Annotated in this window: 18 protein-coding genes; 9 read left to right on the top strand and 9 right to left on the bottom strand. The window is 72.7% G+C overall.

Annotation, left to right across the window (positions count from 1 at the left end):
• Window positions 1-2 precede the first annotated feature (2 nt).
• The 6 genes from Q8791_RS04155 to Q8791_RS04130 all read left to right on the top strand — a co-directional run bounded on the left by Q8791_RS04155 (window position 3) and on the right by Q8791_RS04130 (window position 7,668).
• The gene (locus Q8791_RS04155) at window positions 3-794 is read left to right on the top strand and encodes a 3'(2'),5'-bisphosphate nucleotidase CysQ (RefSeq protein WP_330090221.1); all 792 of its coding nucleotides are present in this window, start codon (window positions 3-5) and stop codon (window positions 792-794) included.
• A 50-nt stretch (window positions 795-844) separates the two neighbouring features.
• Window positions 845-1,777 carry a sulfate adenylyltransferase subunit CysD gene (cysD, locus tag Q8791_RS04150; RefSeq protein ID WP_330090220.1) on the top strand — a complete coding sequence of 311 codons (933 nt, stop codon included), beginning with the start codon at window positions 845-847 and terminating at the stop codon, window positions 1,775-1,777.
• 199 nt (window positions 1,778-1,976) lie between these two features.
• On the top strand, window positions 1,977-3,245 hold the full coding sequence (cysN, locus tag Q8791_RS04145; protein WP_330090219.1) for a sulfate adenylyltransferase subunit CysN: 1,269 nt from the start codon (window positions 1,977-1,979) through the stop codon (window positions 3,243-3,245).
• A 788-nt stretch (window positions 3,246-4,033) separates the two neighbouring features.
• On the top strand, window positions 4,034-5,194 hold the full coding sequence (locus tag Q8791_RS04140) for a S8 family peptidase (protein WP_330090218.1): 1,161 nt from the start codon (window positions 4,034-4,036) through the stop codon (window positions 5,192-5,194).
• A gap of 234 nt (window positions 5,195-5,428) precedes the next feature.
• Window positions 5,429-6,352 (top strand): sulfotransferase, encoded by a 924-nt coding sequence (locus Q8791_RS04135; RefSeq protein ID WP_330090441.1) that lies wholly within the window; start codon window positions 5,429-5,431, stop codon window positions 6,350-6,352.
• A 197-nt stretch (window positions 6,353-6,549) separates the two neighbouring features.
• Complete coding sequence (locus Q8791_RS04130) at window positions 6,550-7,668, top strand: glycoside hydrolase family 26 protein (RefSeq protein WP_330090217.1); 1,119 nt, start codon at window positions 6,550-6,552, stop codon at window positions 7,666-7,668.
• A gap of 10 nt (window positions 7,669-7,678) precedes the next feature.
• Here Q8791_RS04130 and Q8791_RS04125 read toward each other — a convergent pair whose 3' ends face one another.
• From Q8791_RS04125 to Q8791_RS04085, 9 genes are all read right to left on the bottom strand, one after another.
• Complete coding sequence (locus tag Q8791_RS04125) at window positions 7,679-8,263, bottom strand: GNAT family N-acetyltransferase (protein WP_330090216.1); 585 nt, start codon at window positions 8,261-8,263, stop codon at window positions 7,679-7,681.
• A 57-nt stretch (window positions 8,264-8,320) separates the two neighbouring features.
• Window positions 8,321-9,823, bottom strand: a complete 1,503-nt coding sequence (locus Q8791_RS04120; protein ID WP_330090215.1) for a glycosyltransferase — start codon at window positions 9,821-9,823, stop codon at window positions 8,321-8,323.
• Entirely contained in the window at window positions 9,820-10,278 is a 459-nt protein-coding gene (locus tag Q8791_RS04115; RefSeq protein ID WP_330090214.1) for a UDP-N-acetylglucosamine--LPS N-acetylglucosamine transferase, read from the bottom strand. The genes Q8791_RS04120 and Q8791_RS04115 overlap by 4 nt, the downstream gene beginning before the upstream one ends.
• Window positions 10,279-10,351: 73 nt before the next feature.
• Window positions 10,352-11,959 (bottom strand): lipopolysaccharide biosynthesis protein, encoded by a 1,608-nt coding sequence (locus Q8791_RS04110; RefSeq protein WP_407941952.1) that lies wholly within the window; start codon window positions 11,957-11,959, stop codon window positions 10,352-10,354.
• On the bottom strand, window positions 11,929-12,810 hold the full coding sequence (locus Q8791_RS04105) for a sulfotransferase family protein (protein ID WP_330090212.1): 882 nt from the start codon (window positions 12,808-12,810) through the stop codon (window positions 11,929-11,931). Before Q8791_RS04105 ends, Q8791_RS04110 begins: the two co-directional genes overlap by 31 nt.
• 179 nt (window positions 12,811-12,989) lie before the next feature.
• Window positions 12,990-14,213, bottom strand: coding sequence for a phosphotransferase (locus Q8791_RS04100; protein ID WP_330090211.1), 1,224 nt, complete (start codon window positions 14,211-14,213; stop codon window positions 12,990-12,992).
• On the bottom strand, window positions 14,210-15,655 hold the full coding sequence (locus Q8791_RS04095; protein ID WP_330090210.1) for a ligase: 1,446 nt from the start codon (window positions 15,653-15,655) through the stop codon (window positions 14,210-14,212). Before Q8791_RS04095 ends, Q8791_RS04100 begins: the two co-directional genes overlap by 4 nt.
• Window positions 15,655-17,640 (bottom strand): hypothetical protein, encoded by a 1,986-nt coding sequence (locus tag Q8791_RS04090; RefSeq protein WP_330090209.1) that lies wholly within the window; start codon window positions 17,638-17,640, stop codon window positions 15,655-15,657. Before Q8791_RS04090 ends, Q8791_RS04095 begins: the two co-directional genes overlap by 1 nt.
• Window positions 17,641-17,984: 344 nt before the next feature.
• Complete coding sequence (locus Q8791_RS04085; RefSeq protein ID WP_330090208.1) at window positions 17,985-18,377, bottom strand: DUF4190 domain-containing protein; 393 nt, start codon at window positions 18,375-18,377, stop codon at window positions 17,985-17,987.
• 384 nt (window positions 18,378-18,761) lie between these two features.
• On the opposite strand from Q8791_RS04085, the gene purN reads away from it, so the two are divergent.
• From purN to Q8791_RS04070, 3 genes are read left to right on the top strand one after another with little or no spacing between them, the layout of a single operon-like run.
• On the top strand, window positions 18,762-19,409 hold the full coding sequence (purN, locus tag Q8791_RS04080) for a phosphoribosylglycinamide formyltransferase (RefSeq protein WP_330090207.1): 648 nt from the start codon (window positions 18,762-18,764) through the stop codon (window positions 19,407-19,409).
• Complete coding sequence (purH, locus tag Q8791_RS04075; protein WP_330090206.1) at window positions 19,406-20,974, top strand: bifunctional phosphoribosylaminoimidazolecarboxamide formyltransferase/IMP cyclohydrolase; 1,569 nt, start codon at window positions 19,406-19,408, stop codon at window positions 20,972-20,974. Before purN ends, purH begins: the two co-directional genes overlap by 4 nt.
• Before the next feature lie 29 nt (window positions 20,975-21,003).
• Window positions 21,004-21,864 carry a bifunctional methylenetetrahydrofolate dehydrogenase/methenyltetrahydrofolate cyclohydrolase gene (locus tag Q8791_RS04070; protein WP_330090205.1) on the top strand — a complete coding sequence of 287 codons (861 nt, stop codon included), beginning with the start codon at window positions 21,004-21,006 and terminating at the stop codon, window positions 21,862-21,864.
• Window positions 21,865-21,878: the final 14 nt, after the last annotated feature.

Genomic DNA, 21,878 nt, shown 5'->3' with positions numbered 1-21,878 from the left:
CGGTGAAGAGCATCCGAAACGATCATGAGGTCGCCCGCGACCTGGCGAGCGAGGCGGGGCAGCTGCTGCTGCGCCTGCGTGCCAGGCACGGCTTCGACGAACCCGACGTGCTCCGCACGCTGGGCGACCGGACCTCCCACGAGTTCCTGTTCTCGGCTCTGGGGCGCCTGAGGCCCAGTGACGCGGTGCTCTCCGAGGAGGGCGCCGACGACCTCGCCAGGCTCAAGGCCAGGCGGGTGTGGATCATCGACCCGCTCGACGGCACCCGCGAGTTCGCCGAGGCCGGACGCACCGACTGGGCGGTGCACGTCGCCCTGTGGGAGGACGGCGACCTGGTCGCGGGAGCCGTGGCGCTCCCCGCCCAGGGCAGCACGCTCTCCACGGTCGACCCGCCCTGGCTGCCGGAGGAGCGCCCGTCGGGACAGCGCCTGCGCATCACGGCCAGCCGGACCCGTCCGCCCGCCTTCGTGCAGCGGATGGCGACGCAGCTCGGCGCCGAGGTGGTCCCGATGGGATCGGCGGGCGCGAAGATCTGCGCGGTCCTGCTCGGCATCGCCGACATCTACGTGCACGCGGGCGGTCAGTACGAGTGGGACAGCGCGGCCCCGGTGGCGGTCGCACGGGCCTCCGGCCTGCACACATCCCGGATCGACGGCTCCGAGCTGCGCTACAACGTAGCCGACCCGCTACTCCCCGATGTCCTTGTATGCCGATCGGAATTGTCGGGTATGTTGTTGGCGAGCATCCGCGACGGGGCGGACCTGGACAGCGCGGGTCCGCACGCGGGGGGCTGACCGAAGGACCCCTCCGCCGTCGGCCGTGTCGGTATTTCTAAGGCGGATTCATGGGTCAGGCGAGTCAGCAGGCGCCCGGGCGCTACCAGCTCTCCCAGCTGGACGTCCTCGAGGCCGAGGCGATCTTCATCATGCGCGAGGTGGCCGCGGAGTTCGAGCGGCCGGTGCTGCTCTTCTCGGGCGGCAAGGACTCCATCGTGATGCTCCGTCTCGCGGAGAAGGCGTTCTGGCCCGGGGCCGTCCCGTTCCCCGTCATGCACGTCGACACGGGCCACAACTTCGACGAGGTCATCGAGTTCCGCGACCGCAGGGTCGCCGAGGCCGGGGTGCGGCTGGTCGTCGCCTCGGTGCAGGAGCAGATCGACGCGGGCAAGGTGTCCGAACCGACCGGGCGCTGGGCGAGCCGCAACCGCCTCCAGACGTCCGCGCTGCTGGAGGCCATCGAGGACAACGGGTTCGACGCGGCCTTCGGCGGCGCCCGGCGCGACGAGGAGAAGGCCCGGGCGAAGGAGCGGGTCTTCTCCTTCCGCGACGAGTTCGGCCAGTGGGACCCCAAGAACCAGCGCCCCGAGCTGTGGAGCGTGTTCAACACCCGCATCGACCGGGGCGAGCACATCCGGGTCTTCCCGATCTCCAACTGGACCGAGCTGGACGTGTGGGCCTACATCCGCAGGGAGCGGCTGGAACTGCCCTCCATCTACTTCGCGCACGAGCGCCGGGTCTTCGAGCGCGACGGCATCCTGCTCGCCGACTCGCCGATCATCCAGCGGGACGAGACCGAGGTCCCCTTCGACGAGACCGTCCGCTACCGCACCGTCGGCGACCTGACCTGCACCGGGGCGGTCAAGTCCACGGCGGTGGAGATCGACGACATCATCGCCGAGATCGCCGCGACCAGGATCACCGAGCGCGGGCAGACCCGCGCCGACGACCGGGCCAGCGAGGCGGCGATGGAGGACCGCAAGCGGGAGGGCTACTTCTAGCCCGCCCGGCGCCTTCCGAAGGACGCCTCCGGCGCGGCCCCGGGCCGCGCCGGGCTCCACCACTCCGACGCACACCGGCGGCGCGGAACCGGCCGCACGCCACCCCGCCCGCCTCCTGACGGACGTTCCCGGCGCAGGCCACTGCCGCCGCCATCCGGTTGTTGAGCCGCCCACACTTCCCACATTGGACCAGGCAAGCATGAGCAACGACATCCTGCGGTTCGCGACGGCGGGCTCCGTCGACGACGGTAAGAGCACCCTGATCGGCCGACTGCTCTTCGACTCCAAGTCGATCTTCGAGGACCAGCTCGACGCGGTGGAGCGCACCAGCGCCGCGCGCGGCGAGGAGTACACCAACCTGGCGCTCCTCACCGACGGCCTGCGCGCCGAGCGCGAGCAGGGCATCACGATCGACGTGGCCTACCGCTACTTCGCCACGCCCAGGCGTACCTTCATCATCGCCGACACGCCGGGGCACATCCAGTACACGCGCAACATGGTCACCGGCGCCTCGACCGCCGACCTGGCGATCATCCTGGTGGACGCCCGCAAGGGGCTCCAGGAGCAGAGCCGCCGCCACGCGTTCCTCACCACCCTGCTCCAGGTCCCGCACCTGGTGCTGGCGGTCAACAAGATGGACCTGGTGGACCACTCCGAGGAGCGGTTCGAGGAGATCAAGGCGGAGTTCAGCGACTTCGCCACCAAGCTCGACGCGCGCGACCTGACCTTCGTGCCGATCTCCGCGCTGCACGGCGACAACGTGGTGACCCGCTCGGAGAACATGCCCTGGTACACCGGGCCCTCCCTGCTGCACCACCTGGAGAACGTGCACATCGCCTCCGACCGCAACCTCATCGACGCGCGCTTCCCGGTCCAGTACGTGATCCGTCCGCACAAGTCCGACGACCCGGAGCTGCACGACTACCGGGGCTACGCGGGCCAGCTCGCGGGCGGCGTCCTGAAGCCGGGCGACGAGGTCACCCACCTGCCCTCCGGCCTGAACACGCGCATCGCCAGGATCGTCACCGCGGACGGGGACGTCTCCGAGGCCTACTCGCCGATGTCGGTCACCCTCCTGCTGGAGGACGAGATCGACGTCTCCCGGGGCGACATGATCTGCCGCCCCAACAACACCCCGGCGTCCACGCAGGACCTGGAGGCGATGGTCTGCTGGATGACGGACGCCCGCAAGCTCACCCCGCGCTCCAAGCTCCTGCTCAAGCACACCACCCGGACCGCGAAGGTCGTCGTCAAGGACCTGCGGTACCGGCTGGACGTCAACACGCTCCACCGCGACGAGCAGGCGGACCACCTGGCGCTGAACGAGATCGGCAGGGTGCGGCTGCGCTCCACCCAGCCGCTGTTCGTCGACGAGTACTCCCGCAACCGGCAGACCGGCGGGTTCATCCTCATCGACGAGGCCACGAACACCACCGTCGGTGCGGGGATGGTCGTCAAGACCGACTAGGCCGCGTTCCGCGGATCATTCCGGGCTCGCGTCCCCCAGGCTGCCTCTCGCTGCGCCGACTGCGCTTGGACAGCCAAACCCGGGCTGACCTGCGCTACCCGTCTTGCGAGAGATGGCGTGGAAGCCGCTCGCGTCGATCGGCGCAAGCGCCGAGTCAACCGAAAGCATCCACGGAACACGCCCTAGGACGGCCCTCCGGCCCGCAGGCGCCCCCGGATCCCGGGGGCGACCGGAGCCACCCCTGAGCGGGGTGGGGGACGGGACGGAGCCTAGACAGGACGCCTCCGGTACAGGGGCCGCCCGCGGGCGGCCCCTTCCGCGTGCTCCGGGCCCGGAGCACGCGGAAGAGGCCGACGGGACCGCGCAGGTCCGGCGCCGGGGGAGAGGGCGCCCGCTCCGGAGCGGCGGCCGCGGACTCGCGGGGGCGTTTCCGAGACGAAGGCGAAGACATTCGCATTCTTACGAAATGGTTTCCCATCGTAAAAACCTGTTTCAGCGTTTCTGGTACGGAGTCCCATAAGCATCGGGGCAATAGGTGTTTCCCCACTACAAGGCCGTGTTGGGTCGGGTGCGCTGAGGTATGTGAGCAGGTCCATGGGGTTCGGATCCCCTGTGGGGGTATGAGGACAGTGTTCGTTGGACGTAAAAAAACTTCGTCCTAACACTGGCATAAAGGGCGGATCGTTACTAAGGTAGCGAATCGCAGGAAGGGTGCAATCGGGCGAACACGCTCGGTTATGCCTCACTGTGTACCTCCCACTCCCAAACCCCCAACAAGGAGAATAAGAGTGCAGAAGCACACCACTCGGCGTGTGGCCATCAGCGTGGCCGCTGCCGGTGCCCTCTCCCTTCCCCTCGCGCTCTCCGGCGCCGTCTCCGCGGGAGCCGACGAGCTCGCGCCCCTCTACACCAGCGACGCCGCTGCGGGCGGCGACTACTTCGTCGTCCTGGAGGACTCGGTCAGCACCTCCTCCGTGAGTGCCTCGTCCCTCGGCATCTCCGCGGACCAGGTGAACCACACCTACGAGCAGGTCCTCAACGGCTACTCGGCCAGCCTGAGCGCCGCCGAGGTGCAGGACCTGCGGGCACAGGACGGTGTCGCCTACGTCGAGGAGGTCGGCGTCGCGCACACCACCGTCACCTGGGGCCAGGACCGCATCGACCAGGAGGACCTCCCCCTGGACGGTTCCTACAGCACCACCGGTGACGGCGCCGGTGTCTCCGCCTACATCATCGACACCGGCATCGACGCCACGCACCCGGACTTCGGCGGTCGCGCCTCGTCCGCCTTCGACGCCTACGGCGGCGACGGCGGCGACGGCAACGGCCACGGCACCCACGTCGCGGGCACCATCGGCTCCGACACCTACGGTGTCGCGCCCGGCGCCGACCTCTTCGGCGTCAAGGTCCTCGACGACAACGGCTCCGGCTCCTACGACGACGTCATCGCGGGCGTCGACTGGGTCGCCGAGAACGCCGGTGCGAACTCGGTCGCGAACCTGTCCCTGGGCGGCCCGGTCTCCCCGACCCTGGACGAGGCCGTCAACAACCTCGCCGCGGCCGGTGTGTTCGTCGCCGTCGCCGCGGGCAACGAGGGCCAGGACGCGGGCAACACCTCCCCGGGCGGCGCCGACGGCGTGGCCACGGTGGCGGCGTCCGACGAGTCCGACACCTCCGCCTCCTTCACCAACTTCGGTGCGGACGTGGACATCTACGCTCCCGGCGTGGACGTCGAGTCGACCATCCCCGGTGGCGGGACGGACTCCTTCAACGGCACCTCGATGGCCAGCCCCCACGTGGCCGGCGCCGCCGCCCTCTACAAGAGCAGCCTCGGCGACGACGACCAGGCGACCATCCAGGACTGGCTCGTCACCAACGCCAGCGCCGACAAGCTGAGCAGCGTGCCCTCCGGCACCGTCAACCTGCTCCTCAACGTCACCGGCCTGTAGCCCGGGAACGGCTGTGGAGACCCCGCGCGTCCACAGTCGGCCCCACGGCCGCTGAGTGAGAACACGGACGGCCCCGGTCAGGGCGTGACCTCCCTGACCGGGGCCGTTCGGCGTCTCCGGGGGCGGCGGCCCCCTCCGGCCTCCGCAGGGGCCCGACCGGCGAGTTGTGACGCAATGCCGTGTTCCGATGACCCGGGGTAATAGCCTGGGTGTGTGAACGACGGTTATCGGTTGGTGTTCGTCGGCGGCATGGGCCGCTCCGGGTCGACCCTCATCGAGCGGCTGCTCGGTGAGCTGCCGGGGTTCTGCTCGATCGGGGAGATCGTGCACCTGTGGCGGCGGGGACTGCTGGAGAACGAGAGGTGCGGCTGCGGTCGCCCGTTCTCCGAATGCGGCTTCTGGGCCGAGGTGGGAGCCGAGGCCTTCGGTGGCTGGGACCGCCTGGACACCGAACAGGTGCTGCGGCTCAAGGACGAGGTCGACCGGACCCGGTTCCTGCCGGTCCTGCTCAACGGTGCGAGGGAGGACCGCCTCGCCGCCCGCTGCGACCGCTACACGGAGTTCTACCACCGCCTCTACGCGGCCGTGTCCCGTGTCAGCGGTGCGCGCGTGGTCGTGGACGCCAGCAAGCACGCGTCCCTGGCCGCGTGCCTGCGCCGGCGCTACGGCGCCCGGATGCGGCTGCTGCACGTGGTGCGCGACCCCCGCGCGGTCGCCCACGCCTGGGGCAAGCGGGTGGTCCGGCCGGACGCGACCGAGGCCAGCAGCGAGCCGGAGATGGCGCGCTACTCGGCCGGTCGCTCGGCGGTGCAGTGGATGGCGCAGAACGCCACGTTCGACGCGCTGGCCCGACTCGGCACACCCACGCTGAGGGTGCGCTACGAGGACTTCGTCGCCGATCCGACCGGGGAGTTCGCCCGTGTCGCCTCGTTCGCGGGCTACGCGGGCGAGACCGGCGGCGGGAACGGCCCGCTGGAGGCGGAGGGCGGACAGGCCAGGCTCACCGAGGGCCACGCCGTGTCGGGGAACCCCATGAGGTTCGCCGCCGGGCGGATCGGTGTGCGCGCCGACCACGGGTGGCGGGAGGCCCTGGCGCCCTGGCGGCGCCACCTGGTCACCGCCGTGACCTCCCCGTCCCGCAGGCGCTACGGGTACTGAGGTGCGCCGCGGCCGTGCGTTCCCCGCCCCGGGTGCGCCGCCGGCGCACCCCGGGCCGCCCGGCACGCGCCCCCGTCGGGGTCCGATTTTTCGGACGTGTACGCGTTGTGCCCGGGAGACTGTTAGATGCCGAAAACATAACGTATAGTAGTCAATGAATAACTCTGTGTGGCGTTTTTCTGGCTAGGGGGCTCGCAGTGGACAGGGGACCGGTACGGGGAACGGCAGCCGCGGGGACACTGGTCCTCGCACTGGCACTTGTCGGCGCGGTGAGCGCGCCGCCCGGGGAGGCCTCGGCCTCCGACCGCCGGTCCGCCCCGCCCGACAACACGGCGTCCTTCCTCGGACTGCCCTCGGCGACCGAGTACCGCTGCACCGTGTCGGAGATCCTGGAGCCCTCCTGCGGGGTCTGGTGGGGGGCCAGCCCCTACGGCGACCAGGTGGAGCACCTGGAGGAGTCCGCCGACCGCGGCATGGACATCGTGTACACCTGGCGCGGTGTCGACCAGGCCCAGGTCCCCGGCCGGCGCGAGCAGAGCATGGCCGCGGAGGGGCGGTTCGTGCACACCAACATCGAGGCGCGCCGCTTCACGAGCCCCGGACGCCCGGACATCCCCTACGAGTCGATCATCGACGGCGACTTCGACCAGCAGCTGCGGTCCCAGGCGCGTGGCATCGCCGACCTGGACGTGCCCTACTTCGTCACCTTCGACCACGAGGCCGACGCCAACAGGCGCTACAACAAGCGCGGCACTCCCGAGGAGTTCGTGGCCTCGTGGAGGCACATCGTGGACCTCTACCGCGCCGAGGGCGCCGACAACGTCATCTGGGTCTGGAACGTGACCGGGTGGGAGTCCAACCTCGACCGCCTCCCAGGGCTCTGGCCGGGCAACGACTACGTCGACTGGCTCAGCTGGGAGGCGTACAACATGACCGGCTGCGACGTCCAGCCGAACTGGACCGAGGTGCTCTCGTTCGAGGACGCCCTGCGGCCCGCCTACGACTGGATCCAGAACGAGGGGCCCGAGCACGGCATCGACCCGGACAAGCCGGTGATGATCGGGGAGATGGGCACCACCGACATCGGGGCCGGGGAGACCCTGAAGTGGTACTCCGACATCCCCGACGTCCTGCGGCGCTACGAGCGGGTGCGCGCCGTCAAGGTGTGGGACAACAAGGTGACGCCGGGGTGCGACTTCCGCATCCGGTCCAACGAGTACGCCCAGCGCGGGTTCCAGCTGGCCGGCCAGGACCCGTACGTGCACCTGCCCGAGCGGGTGCGGGGCCTCGCCGAGGAGGCCGCCCGGCGCGACTGACCCGGGCCGTTCAGGCGCCGACGGGCCGGAGCATGGACCAGGTGCGCGGACCGCCGTCCGGGAGGTCGTACTCGGCCGTCACCCCGAACCCGAGGGACTCGTAGAGGCCGACGTTGCGCGGCGCGGACGTCTCCAGGAACGCGGGGACCCCCGCCGCGTCGGCCTCGCGCAGCCCCGCGGCGATGACAGCGCGGCCCAGGCCCCGCCCCCGCGAGTCGGGGTGGACGCCGACCGTGCCCAGGAACCACACGGGTTCCGTCGGCCGGTGGCGGTCCATCTCCTCCTCGGCCCCGGCGTAGGCCGGGGCCCGGTCGCCCGCGAGCTCGACCAACGCGGGCAGCAGGCGTTCCATGACGGCCCGCGCGCCGCCGGAGTCCGGGGTCGTCCAGACCGCGACGGCGTCCAGGCCCCCGGTCACCCACACCCGGCCGTGCGGGACGCCGACCTCGGCGAGGAAGAGCCGCTGGAACTCCCTCAGCCGGGTCGCGTGGTCGTCGGCGGAGATGGTGTGGCGTGTGAAGGGATAGTCGGCGAAGGCCGCGGCCAGCGTGTCCGCCGCCCGCCCGACGTCCCCGACCGCGGCTTCCCTGACCATGTGCTTCCCCCGTGTCCTCTCCGCGCCCCGGACCGGCCGGGAACACCGGATCCGAGGCTACACACCCTTCCCGCGGAGGTGGAGCGCGCGTGTGATCCACCCGGGCGGCATACCGCAGACCACCAGGAGCGCCAGGTAGGCCCGGCCCTCGGAGGGCCGGTGCCGGAGTGTGGTGCCGATCCACCTCAGCGCCGTCCCGCGGCTTCCTGCGGAGGCCTCGGCGAAGGCGATCTGACCGGCGACGCGGGCGTAGCCGCGCGGCACCAGCCGGAACTCGGGGTAGCGCTCCAGCAGCCAGCGCAGTGCCGTGGAGATGGTCTGCCAGCGGCCCGAGAAGTGGGAGCGGCGGTGCCACAGCACCCGGACGCCCGGCTCGGGGATGTTGCGGATGGGAGTGCGTTTGGCCAGCCGCAACAGGAGTTCGTAGTCCTCCCCGTAGCTGCCCGGGATCTCCTCGCTGACAGTCCCGCAGCCGTCGATCATGGCGCGGCGCCGGATCAGGAACGTGGACGGGTGCAGCTCGGTCAGCCGTGACGCGAGCAGGTCGCCGAAGGTGACGCTGGTCCGGTCCAGGCTCCGCACCGCCTCGACGCGGTCGTAGACCACCCTGATGCCGCAGCAGACCACCTCGGTGTCGGGTTCGGCGCGCATGACCTCGACCTGGGCCCGGAGTTTGTCCGCCATCCAGGTGTCGTCGTCGTCGCAGAAGGCGACCAGGTCGGTGTCGGCGGCGAGGACCCCGGTGTTCCGGGCGCCGGCCAGGCCGGGGGTCAGGGTGTTGGTGACCACGCGCACCGGGCGCTCGCCGTCGGCGCGGGCCAGGGCGGGGTCGGGCAGGTTGTTGTCGAAGACCACGATCGTGGTGATGCGGCCCGGGTAGCGCTGCTCCTCGATCGCGCGCAGGGTGCGGCGCAGCAGCTCGGGCCGGTCCCGTGTGGGGACCACGACGGTCACCTCGGGCCAGGTGTCGGCGGGGTCCCGGACGACCTCCGTGGTGCCGGGTTCGGCGGGGGCGTCCGTCAGCAGGTCGATCAGCTGCCCCGCGCGCAGGGCCGCCCGCTCGGGGCCGTCGCCGGAGGAGGGGCGGACACGGAAGTCCTCGGGTGAGGTGAGCGCCTTGTCGATGAGCGCGGACAGCTGCTGGGGGCTGGAACAGGCGCGGATCCGGCCCGCCTCCTCCAGCCGGCGGACGAAGAGGAGCTGGTGGTCGTCAACGTGCTCGTCCAGCTCGGGGTCGCGGGCGACGACGACGGGCAGGTGCCCGGCGTCGCGTGCCTGGACGATGGTCCCCGGCCCGCCGTGGGTGACGACCACCCGGGCCTCGCGCATGTGCGAGCCGAGTTCCTCCCCGGGGAGGAAGCGGGTCCCCGCCGCGACCTCCGGTGCGGCGCTGTGCCCGTGCTGGACCAGGATGTGCAGGTCCCGGTGGCGGCGGGCGTAGTCGTCGATCCAGCGGACCAGGCGGTCGAAGGCGTGGTGGTCGGTACCGATGCTGACGACCACGTCCGGGTGGTCGCTGCGCCGGGATTCCGGAACCGGGCGTGTGGTCTGTTCTGTCACAGGAGTGGTCCTACCGTGATGGCGGTCGGCATGAAGGTCCTCTGTTCCTCCCACTGGGCGAGGAACAGACGTGTGAAGGGACGGCACAGGCGCGCGGTGAGAGTGGGTGTGTCGATCCGGTCGTAGACCTCGATGTAGACGGTCGGGATCCGCAGCAGCCAGGCCAGGACGAAGAACGGCAGGGCCACCCCGGCGCCGGTCGTGACGACGGTGGAGGGACGCCGCGCACGCAGCACGCGGAAGGCCAGCCACGTGTTGCGCAGCAGGTTGCCGACGTCGCGTGTCGTCGGGTGGAAGGCCCAGTGGACCCTCTCGCCGGCGAGCGCCGCCTCGGCGTCAGGGGTCCGGAAGGTCACCCACACGCGCTCGCGCCCTTGCCACCAGGGCCTCAGCGAGCACAACTGGGTGAGGTGGCCACCGTTGGAGGCCACCAGTAGAACCACAGGTGCAGACATGCTGTCATCATTTCATAACTCAGAGTAATCATGCGGGTGGCCCGCTGGAGGCCGGCCGGTCCCACGGAGCGGCTCACCCGCGCGGTCGCAGACCCAGGAATCCCCGCAGCGACCACACCGTCACCAGGTGCCCGAGCGCGCCCGTGGCCATCGCCGCGGCCATCGTCGCGACCCCACCGTCCAGTACCGCGTCCACCAGCAGCGGGAGGGCGCCGAACCACAGCACGGAGCTGGCCGTGGCCACCCCCACCGGGCGGCTGAACGGGTGCAGCGCCACCTCGGACCGCAGCTGCCACAGCGGCAGCAGCTTGCGGACCAGCACCGCCGCGACCAGTGCCGCGGCGGCCCCGGTCGCCCCCGCCGAGGGGACGAGTACCACGCACACGGCCACGTTCGCCACCAGCGACAACACGTTGTTCAGAAGGTTCAGCCCGGTCCGCCCGGTCATCGTCAGGATGAGGTCGCCCATCCCCAGCACGGACCACAGCAGCTGCCCCGCGCACACCACGACCAGCGCCGTCGCCCCCGCCGAGTAGTCCGACCCGAAGAGCAGCATCACCTCCGGGGCGAACACCAGCGCGGACAGGTACAGCGGCCACGTCACACACACCAGCCACGACGTGCCCGCCTGGTAGAGGGACCGGATGCCCGCGTGGTCCCCCGTCGCCACCTGCTCGGCGAACCTCGGCTGCGCGGCGTACAGCACCGCCTGTGTGCCGAACTGGCCGACCACCATGACCCGCGTGGCGGCCGTGAACACCGCCGCGCCGGTCAGGCCGCTCAGCAGGGCGACCATCACCACTCCGCCGCGCTGCACGCCCATCTGGGCGATCCCGCCCAGCGCGCGGGGCAGGGCGAACGTCCAGAAGGCCCTCGGCGTGACCGGGCCGTCCCCGTCCCCGTGGCCCACCGCGCCCGCGGCGTCGTCCTGCGAACCGTCCCCGTCCCGGACCGCTCCCGCGTCCGGGTCCGCGCCGTCCCGTGCGGCGCCCCGCACGATCCTCCCGAGCCAGAACCACGCCAGTACCGCGGCGGGCAGGTACGGCCCGGCCCAGGCCAGCGCCAGCAGCCCGGCCGAACCCGTGACCGCGATCCCCGCCACCAGCCCCAGCTGCGCCAGCGGTCGCCCCACCCTGTCCACCAGGACGGTGCCCGCCATGTCGTGGTGCGCCCGCGTCGCCGCCAACGCGGAGTCGGTGAGCACCGCGAACGGCAGGAACACCGCCAGCAGCCGCAGGTAGGTCGCGGCCTGCCCGCTGCCCATGGCACCGGCCATCGGCTCCGCGAACACCAGCAGCGCACCCGCCAGCACGCACGAGGCCCCGACGGCCGGTCCCATGGCCAGTCCCAGCAGCCGGGGCACGCCCCCCGCGCGGCCGAACACGCGCATCCTGGCGATGAAGTACACGAGTCCGTCCGGTGCGCCCAGGTTCGCCACCGACGCCGCGATCAGGAACACCGACGTCGCGGAGAACAGCAGCCCCGCGGTCTCCTGCGAGAACGCCCGGGTGATGGCGACGATCAGGGCCAGGTTCAGTCCGGCCCCGACCACGGCCCCCGCCATGTTGACGACGCCGCCGCGCAGGACGCGGCGCAGCCCCGCGGACTGCCCCGCCCCCTGGTCCGCGGCCCGCGGGTCCGCGGTGTCGGTCACCCGCACCACGAGGGGGTGCGCCCCCACCAGGCCGCCAGGCGGGCGTCGCTCTCGGTGAACCGCTCCGTCAGCTCCGCCCGCAGGCCCTCCGGCATCACCGCGCGCTTGCGGGCGTTGTGCCGCCCCGGAGCGGTCCCGGGGCCGGGGGGCAGCCCCAGGAACCGCTCGATCCCCGCCAGTGACCGCGCCGTCCCGTCGAACAGGTCCGCGTAGTCCACCACGTGGATCCGGCCGCGTCCCAGGTGCCGCTCCATCCTCAGCAGTTGGTCGACGTAGTGTCCGCGCGCCACGTACCCGTGGTGCTGGTGGGAGTGCGAGCTGTAGCCCGGATCGGCCATGAGGCGCTCCTCCTCTCCGGAGAGCCGCTTGGACTCCAGTTCCACCGCGAGCTCGAACGGCTCCGTCTCGAACCCGCGGGCCGTCTCGTGCGCGTGGGCGGAGTACGCGCGCTCCACCGGGTCGCGCAGGATCACGACCACCCGTACGTCGGGCAGCGTGCTTGCGATGCGCTCGGCCGCCCGGGGGTGGAACAGGTAGTACGGGCTGGACTCGACCACCCTCACCCGCGGCCGTCCCCAGCGGGCCCGCAGCGTCATGCGCAGGGGGAAGTGGGACCGGTACCAGCCCAGGTCGTGCTGGTACGCGGTGTCGAAGTAGTGGACGCCCTTGCGCAGGGTCGGCCCGGTCACGGAGGGGTGCCGGCAGAGCGACTTGAACAGGGACGTGGTGCCGGAGCGCTGGGCGCCGCAGATCAGGAAGTCGGGCAGGGCGCGGGCGGGGCCGGTCGCCCGGCCGAGGCCGTCCGCCAGGGGCAGGAGAGCCCGCCGGGCCGGAACGGCCAGGCGGTGGACCAGTGCGGGGGAGGTGTTCCGTGGCATCGGGTGTTCCCTCTCTGTGGCTTCGGTCCGTCCGCCGGTCTTCGGCGGGCGGTCGCGGGGCCCGGGCCGCGGGCGTTCGCCGGTGCGGGTGCCGACGGACGTCGCGGCCCGGGCGCCGGTGGTGCGGGTGCCGTGGCGGTCCCGCCGTCCCGTCGCCGCGGGCCGCGGCGGGGTACGGGTCAGCCCGGGTGGGCGGCCTCGTGGGCGGCTCTGTCCTGGAGCCCTTCCAACGCGGGGAGCAGCCAGTCGTCCACGGCGGCGAGGCGGCCGCCGCTCTCGGCCTGCCGGTCCTGCAGGTAGCGCGTGGCCAGGTCGATCAGGTACAGCGCCATCACGGTGGAGACCGTGTGCGGGCGCAGCCCGGTCTCGGACACGAGGGGGTCGCGCAGGAGCCGCGACCCGCTGTCCAGCCACCGGTGCACGCCGGGGTGGACCCCCGCCTGCACGCACTCGTTGAGGTCGTAGTGCAGGGCGTCGAAGCCCGCCGGGGCGTCCAGGCAGAGCCGTTCCCAGTCCCACACGAACGCGCGCCGCGCGGTGCTGGCGATGTTCCACCGGGTGAGGTCGCCGTGCCAGGCCCCGAACGGCACGCGCACGTCCGGCAGCCGCCGCAGGGCGGCGCGGAGGGGCGCGGCCTCGGGCCGGGCGCCGAGCGCCACGATCCGCTCCTCCAGCGAGCTCCGGTAGGGGCTGTCGGAGAGCCTCCGCTCCCGCACCCTCGTCACGCCGACGATCTGCGTGACGCACCGCAGCAGCTGCCTGCGCGTGGGCCGGTCCGTCTGGTCGCCGACGGGCAGTGCCTCCTGCACCAGCAGCGGGTGGCCGTTCCACTCGCCCTCGTGGAGCAGTCGCGGCACGGTGACGTCCCTCAGGGACGACGCGGCGAGGTGGCGCAGAGCCAGCGTCTCGGCGCGCACCAGGCGGGAGGTCAGGTCGTTGACGGCGACCTTCGCATACCCGATGGTCCGACCACCGGGCGTGAGCAGGAGCAGGACGGGTTTGCGGTTGGCCCTGGGCGGGCCCACGTGGATGGCGATGGACAGCTCGCGGTCGAGGGCGGCGGTGAGCGCGTGCTCGATCCCGGGGCCCGCCCCGACGTAGAGCCGGTCACGGAGCAGCAGCGGCGCCATCCCGGTCGCGAACGCACCGGTCAGCAGCAGCGTGCGCGCCCTCTCCCGCAACGAGTGGCCCTGGGCGAAGGACGTGATGCCCCGGGTGGCGGCGGACCGGTTGTACGCGGGCAGGATCACCCGGGGGTTGTGGGCGCTGGGCACCGGCAGGTACTGGGTGCCCCGGTCGCGGCGGACCCGGCGCCGCATGCCCCGGTCCCCGGGGCCGAGCAGCCCGCCGCACGGCCACAGCACCGCGGCGAGGTCGGTCAGATAGGTCGTCTCGCTGTTCACCGCAGACCTCCGCGTGTGCGCGCGAACCGTCCCCGACCGGGCACCGGTGCGCCGTCCCGCCACAGCAGGGCGACGGCGACCATGGTGACGGCCAGAGGGGACATCAGCGCGACGTAGAAGAACATGTACCAGAACAGCAGCAGCACGGTCAGCAGTGCGCCCTGTCCCACCGGCGAGGACGTTGCCCGGTAGCGCCACGCGACCCACGCGAAGAACCCGGTGGAGAGGGCGGTGCCCACCCATCCGGCCGTGATGAGGGTCATCCAGAACTGACCGGCGTTGCCGATGACGTGCTGACCGCAGCCGGGGCACTCCGGTGTGGGGCCGATCGCGATCGAGCCGGAGCTCCCCTGCGACGCCCGGGTGGTGCCCCAACCCATGACGGGGGACAGGTCGGCCGCCTCCAGTGACGCGGAGTTGGTGGCGGCCCGGCCGTCGTTGCTGTGCGGGTTGTCGGCACGCGTTCTGACCACGTCGGCGAGCGGCGACGCGGCCAGGACCAGCAGGGAGGCCACGGCGACCGCGGCGCAGGCGCCCACCAGCACCACCCGGCCCCGGCGCAGCGCGACCACGGCGCCGTAGGCCAGGGAGAGCGCCAGGCCCACCCACAGGGCCCGGTTGAGCGAGTACACGGCGGGGACCACCGCCAGGGCGGCGGCCGTCAGCGCGCCCCAGCGGATCCAACCGGACCTCTGGGCCACCCAGCCCACCACCAGCCACACCAACAGCAGGGACAGCATGTAGCCCCAGATGTTGGTGTACTCCCACGGGGCTTTGGGGCGGGCCGAGTCGTACCCGAAGATGTCCATGACCTGCGCGGACGCGGGGTGGACGAGGGCCTGCATGTACGCGTCGGAGGCCAGGCCCGCGGGCAGGAGGTACTCCAGGGGCGCGGTGAACTCGAAGCGGGGGGCGACCATGCCCAGGAACCCGCCCGCGATCGTGGCCAGGCAGAGCACCGACAGCGCCCGCACGACGGACTCCGTGGGCAGCTCCCGTTCGGTCAGGTTGCCGACGTAGAGCAGCAGGACGGTCAGGACGAGGTAGTTGACCACCCGCAGGAGGGCGCCGCCGTACCCGCCGCTGTCCGGGACGGTGCCCGGCATCTCCAGCGGGACGAGGAACAGCCCGAGCAGCGTCCACACCAGGAACAGGGCCCAGAGCCAGAACCCCGGAGGGACCCGCAGTCCCGCCGTGCGGTGGCGTCGGACGAGCTCGGCGGCCATCGGTACCGCGAACAGCCAGTACGCGAACTGCCCCATCCCCAGCGCCCACCAGAGCGGATACCCGGCCAGCAGCCAGATCAGTGGGCGGCCGGAGGCGGGGGAGGAGTCCCCCGCCGCGAGGGGGACGAACGCGGTCGGGGCGCCGGGGCTCCGCGCGGACCAGGAGCCCGCGGTCCCGTCCGACCGGGGACCGCGGGCGGACATCCCTCTGGCCATCAGCGCCGGGCCCCGGCGTCGACGGGTGCGGGGCTCTCGTTCCCGGTGTCGTCGGCCTCGGCGGAAGCCGCCGGGGCCTCGTTCCCGGCGTCCTCGACGTCGGTCTCGGCGTCGGCCTCGGTCGCGGTCCCGTCCTGCGCGGTCGCGGTCCCGGCGGGTGCGGGGCCCCCGTCACCGGCGCCGTCGGAGGCTGCGGGGTCCGTGCCGGCGGGCACGGCTCCACCCTGCACGTCGGTTGCCTCGGTTGCGTCGGTTGCCTCGGTCGCGTCGGTCGCGTCGGTCGCGTCGGTTGCCTCGGTCGCGTCGGTCCCCGGGGCGGGCCCGGGCGACGGCTGGAGCGGCAGGACGGCGGTCCCCGGGACGGGCACCCCGAACCTGTCCGCGAGGGTGAGCAGACCGCCCAGGTCCACCCGCCTGGTGCGGCCGAGTTCGACCACGGGAAGCAGGAGGTCCGCGGAACCGGCCAGGGCGTGCGCGTCGGCGCGTTCGCTCACCGGGGCGACGGCCACGACCACGTACTCGGCGTTCGTGCGCAGGAGCCGCACCAGTTCCGTCATGGCCGTCCCCTGCACCGGCGCGGTGAGCCCCGGGCTCCCGTGGCGCAGGACGCGCAGGCGGGGCACGGCGTCGGGGCGCACCTCCAGGCCCCCGGGGTCCTCGCCCTCCAGCAGGGCCTCGGCCAGTCCGGGCCCCTCCGGCAGGCCGAGCAGTTCGCCGACGGTGTCGGTCCTCGGGTCCGCGCACACCAGCAGGGTCTCCGAGCCGGTGCGGGCCAGGGCCGCGGCCAGGTTGACGGCCGTCGCCGCGCCCGCACGGCCGGGGGCGCCGGCCGCGACGAGGAGGACGCGGCCCGGGCCGGGCCGGTCGTCGGCCCCCGCCAGCTCGGCGAGGCCGGCGAGTTCCGGGAGTTCCGCGATCTCCCCGGCTCCCGGGCCGGGGTCGGAGCCGAGCGCTCCGGCTGCGCCCTCCGTCCCGTCGCCGCCGCCGGGGGCGTCCGGGACGCGGACGCGGGCGCGCACCAGGTGTGCGAACTCGTTGACCCGCTGGCCGCCGTCCTCCCCGTCGGTCAGCAGGCCGGGGGAGCGGACGCCCCGGGGCGACCGGGGCGAGTCCGCGGCCAGGTCGAGCAGAACCGGCAGCCGTCCGATCCGGGCGGTCTCCTCGGTGTCGCGCAGGAGCGGGTCGAGGCGGTCGCGGACGACGGCCGCCAGCAGGCCCGCGACCAGTCCGAGGGCCGCGCCGCCCACCAGCCACAGGGCGGGCTCCGGGCTGCTCGCCCTCTCCGGGAGGCCGGCCGGGGTGATCACGGTGCCGGGGCGGACCGTCTCCTGGAGGGCGCTGAGCGGGCTGATCCCGTTGCCGAGGTCGGTGATCTCCTGGCGCAGCGCGTCCGCCAGGGCCGCGTCGCGCGGAGAGCGGGCGTCGCCCGAGGGGACCGCGGCGAGGGCCTCGTAGCGGTTCTCCTGCTCCGCGCGCAGCGCCTCCACCTGGCTGCCGACCAGTTCCTCCGCCCGGGCGCGCCGCAGATCGAGGTAGGCGTCCGCGTAGGCCGCCGCGCCCGCCTGCGCGGCCTGCGGGTTTCCGGCGGAGTAGTGGATCTCCAGCACGTTGCTGTTGGGCGGCACGCTCACGTCGACGCGCTCGCGCAGTTCGTCCGTGGTCGGCGCGGGCCCGGGACCGGTGTCGGCCAGGATCTGCGCGACGGCGGCCGACACCTGCTCCGAGACCAGGATCTGGGCCTCGGTGTCGAGGTTGACGCCCCCGGCCAGGCGGCCGGACTGCTCGCCCGTGAACTCCCCCAGCCCGGTGGGCTGGACCTGGACCGCGGTGACGGAGGTGTAGGCGGAGGGCAGGCCGAGGACTCCGGCGGTGGCGAGTACCAGCCCGCCGAGCACCCCGGCGCCGGCCAACCTCCACCGGCGGCGCAGCAGCGCCGTGTACTCCCTGAGTTCCGGTCCGGACGAACCGGGGACGTCGCTGTCCATCGAGTCCTCTCCGCGTATGCGTGAGCAATACTGTTAGTAAACGATTGCATACTAACCGTAGTCTCCTTGGGTATGGCTGACGCTCGGGGAAACGGCGGATTCAGGGTGTCGGGGACGGCCCGGCCCACATGGGGAACGCGCGCACAGGGGAGAGGGGGCGGCGGGAGATCTCCGCCGCCCCCGCTCACCGGGGCGTCGAGGGGGCCGTGCCGCGACCGCGGAGGGGGCGCGACGGGCGGAAGCGCGGATCGCGCGGCGGCGGACGGCGACCGCGAGGGGCTGCCGCGGAGGGCGGCGACGGCGGGACGGGCGTCACCGCGGGGGACGGCGGCGGTGCGGGGCCGTCAGGCCGCGATCACCGTGGGCGGGAGCCCGGTGGACGACTCCCACGCCTCGTCGCACACCTTCTGGCTCGACACGGTGTGTGCACGCGCCGAGCAGTCCCGGAAGTCCGCCACCTGGTCCCGGTACACCACGAAGACAGAGGTCAGCGCCAACGACACCACGATGCCGACCACTCCCACGAGCACGCTCAGCAGTGCCCCGGGCGCCTGGGTCCGGTTCCGTCTCGCCGCCCGCCGTGCCCGGAACCCCTGCACGACGCCGAACACGGACAGCACGGCCCCGTAGGGAGGGAGCAGCAGGCCGGCCGCTCCGAAGAACAGGCCCCACAGGCCGCCTCGTTCGACTCTGGGAGGCTGCCCCTCGGTTCGCGGTTCCGGACTGTTGTCGGTCAAGGTTCTCTCCTTACGGACGCCCCTCCGGGGCGTGGTGGGCCGCTCCCGCCTGCGCGGAGCATGCCGGGTGACTGTGGTCCCGGGGCTGGTCCGGGGGTCGTAGAGGCCCCCGTCACAGTGGTGCCAACGCCCACTCCCCGTGGGTAGACGCTACCCGGCCCGATAGGGTGTGAACGCGGACGGGCCGAGCGGGTCCGGCCGTGGCCCGACACCGCCCCTGGAGGCCGCTCCACGGGGTGCGGGCGGGTCGCCCCCACGAGGGGCCGGGCCATGCCCGGCGACCGTGCGGGGCGTACGCGACCTCCGGATGCTGCGCCGTCCCCCGGCGCCCCCGGAGACCGGGAGACCGCTCCCGCACCGTTCTCTACACACTGGGAGAAGCATTTGTCCGCGCGAGTTGTGGTCCTCATATCGGGCACGGGCAGCAACATGGCAGCCCTGCTGGAGGCGGCCGAGGATCCCGGCTACGGGGCGACCGTCGTCGCCGTCGGAGCAGACCGCAGAGGGACCCGCGGCATCGAGCTCGCGGAGAAGGCCGGGGTGCCGACCTTCGTCGCGCACTTCCGCGACTACGGCGACCGCGCCCGCTGGAACGCCGACATGGCCGACCACATCAGCGGTTTCGAGCCCGACCTGGTGGTCTCGGCCGGGTTCATGAGGATTCTCGGGCCCGCCGTCGTCGGCAGCCACCCCGCGGTCAACATCCACCCGGCGCTCCTCCCCTCCTTCCCCGGCGCGCACGCCGTGCGTGACGCGCTCGCCCACGGTGTCCGCGTCACCGGCACCACCATCCACTTCCTCGACGAGGGCGTCGACTCCGGGCCGATCATCGACCAGGTCGCGGTCCCCGTCGAGGACGACGACGACGAGTCCAGCCTCCACGAGCGCATCAAGACCGTCGAGCGGCGGATGCTGGTCGACACGGTCGGCCGCCTCGCGCGCGAGGGCTGGACCATCGACGGCAGGCACGTGCGGTTCGGCCGCACCGAGCAGAGCGTCGCCGACGCGACCGACACGAAGGAGAACCGGTGACCCAGCAGGCCATCAGGCGTGCGCTGATCAGCGTGTACGACAAGACCGGGCTGGAGGAGCTGGGCATCGGCCTGGCCGAGGCCGGAGTGGAGATCGTCTCCACCGGCTCCACGGCCGCGCGGCTGCGCGACGCGGACATCCCCGTCACCCCGGTGGAGGACGTCACCGGCTTCCCCGAGATCATGGAGGGCCGGGTCAAGACCCTGCACCCGTCCGTGCACGCGGGCCTCCTCGCCGACCAGAACAACCCCGAGCACGTCGCCACGATCGAAGGACTGGGCATCGCCCCCTTTGACCTGGTCGTGGTCAACCTCTACCCCTTCCAGGACACCGTCGCCTCGGGCGCCTCCGAGGCCGAGTGCATCGAGAAGATCGACATCGGCGGCCCCGCCATGGTGCGCGCCTCCGCCAAGAACCACGCCAGCGTCGCGGTCGTGGTCGACCCGGCCGCCTACGACGCCACCCTGGAGGCGGTCCGCGACGGCGGGTTCACCCTGGAGCGGCGCAAGCGCCTGGCCGGCCTCGCCTTCCAGCACACCGCCACCTACGACGCGGCCGTCGCCGGATGGTTCTCCGGCGCCTACGCCCCCGACGAGCAGACCGCCGAGTCGGGATGGCCGGGCTTCCTCGGCTCCGGCCACCGGCGCCAGGCCGTGCTCCGGTACGGCGAGAACCCGCACCAGCAGGCGGCCCTGTACACGGTCGAGGGTGCGCCCGCCACCGGCCTGGCCGGCGCCGAGCAGTTGCACGGCAAGGCCATGTCGTACAACAACTACGTGGACGCCGACGCCGCGCTGCGCGCCGCCCACGACTTCGCCGAGCCGTGCGTGGCCATCATCAAGCACGCCAACCCATGCGGCATCGCGATCGGCGCCGACAACGCCGAGGCCCACCTCAGGGCCCACGCCAGCGACCCGGTGTCGGCGTACGGCGGCGTCATCGCCACCAACCGCCCCGTCGGCGCGAAGCTCGCCGGACAGATCGCCGAGATCTTCACCGAGGTCGTCGTCGCCCCGGCCTTCGAGCCCGAGGCCGTCGAGGTCCTCACCCGCAAGAAGAACATCCGGCTGCTGGTCGCCGGCGCGGACGGCTTCGGCGCCGGGGTCGAGAACCGCCAGATCAGCGGCGGCCTGCTGGTGCAGTCGCGCGACAGGATCGACGCCCCCGGAGACGACCCGGCCGCCTGGACCCTGGCCAGCGGGGACGCCGCGGACGAGGCCACCCTGGCGGACCTGGCGTTCGCGTGGAGGGCGGTGCGCGCGGTCAAGTCCAACGCGATCCTGCTCGCCTCCGGCGGCGCCACCGTCGGCGTCGGCATGGGCCAGGTCAACCGGGTGGACTCCGCCGGGCTGGCCGTCACGCGCGCGGGCGACAGGGCGAGCGGCTCCGTCGGCGCGAGCGACGCGTTCTTCCCGTTCGCGGACGGACTCCAGATCCTCCTCGACGCAGGTGTGAAGGCGGTCGTCCAGCCCGGCGGCTCCGTCCGCGACGAGGAGGTCATCGCCGCGGCCAAGGCCGCCGGGGTGACCATGTACTTCACCGGCACCCGCCACTTCTTCCACTGATTCCGCTTCACAGCAGCGAGGGGTAACGCATGAGCGCGATCGTTCTGGACGGCAAGGCCGTCGCGAAGTCCATTCGCGAGGAGCTCGCCGAGCGGGTGGCGAAGCTGCACGCCAGGGGCATCGCCCCTGGCCTGGGCACGGTGCTGGTCGGTGACGACCCGGGCAGCCACTCCTACGTGCGCGGCAAGCACCGCGACTGCGCCCAGGTGGGTATCGCGAGCATCCGCCGCGACCTGCCGGAGACCGCCACGCAGGAGGAGGTGGAGCAGGCCGTCCACGAGCTCAACGCTGACCCGGCCTGCACCGGCTACATCGTGCAGCTGCCCCTGCCCAGGGGCCTGGACGAGAACCGGGTCCTCGGCCTGATCGACCCGGTCAAGGACGCCGACGGCCTCCAGCCCGTCAACCTGGGCAAGCTGGTCCTGATGGAGGAGGCGCCGCTGCCGTGCACCCCGCGCGGCATCGTCGAGCTCCTCCGCCGCTACGAGGTGCCGATCAGGGGCGCCGAGGTGGTCGTGGTCGGACGCGGGGTCACGGTGGGGCGCCCCCTCGGGCTCCTGCTCACCCGCCGCTCCGAGAACGCCACCGTCACCCTGTGCCACACCGGCACCCGTGACCTGGCCGCGCACACCCGCAACGCCGACATCGTCGTGGCGGGCGCGGGCGTGCCCGGACTGATCACCAGGGACATGGTCAAGCCCGGCGCGGCCGTGCTGGACGTCGGCGTCTCGCGCACCGAGACCGGCCTGGTCGGCGACGTCGTTCCGGACGTCGCCGAGGTCGCCGGGTACCTGTCCCCGAACCCCGGGGGCGTCGGCCCGATGACCCGGGCGATGCTGCTGGTGAACGTGGTGGAGGCCGCCGAGAGGCAGGCCGCCGCCGCGGTCTGACCGCGGAGACGGAC

Origin of the sequence: Nocardiopsis codii, from assembly GCF_036327455.1 — a bacterium.
GTDB classification, from domain to species: domain Bacteria; phylum Actinomycetota; class Actinomycetes; order Streptosporangiales; family Streptosporangiaceae; genus Nocardiopsis; species Nocardiopsis codii.
Note: the sequence above shows the minus strand (reverse complement) of the source record. Positions and strands in the feature narration are given on the sequence as shown.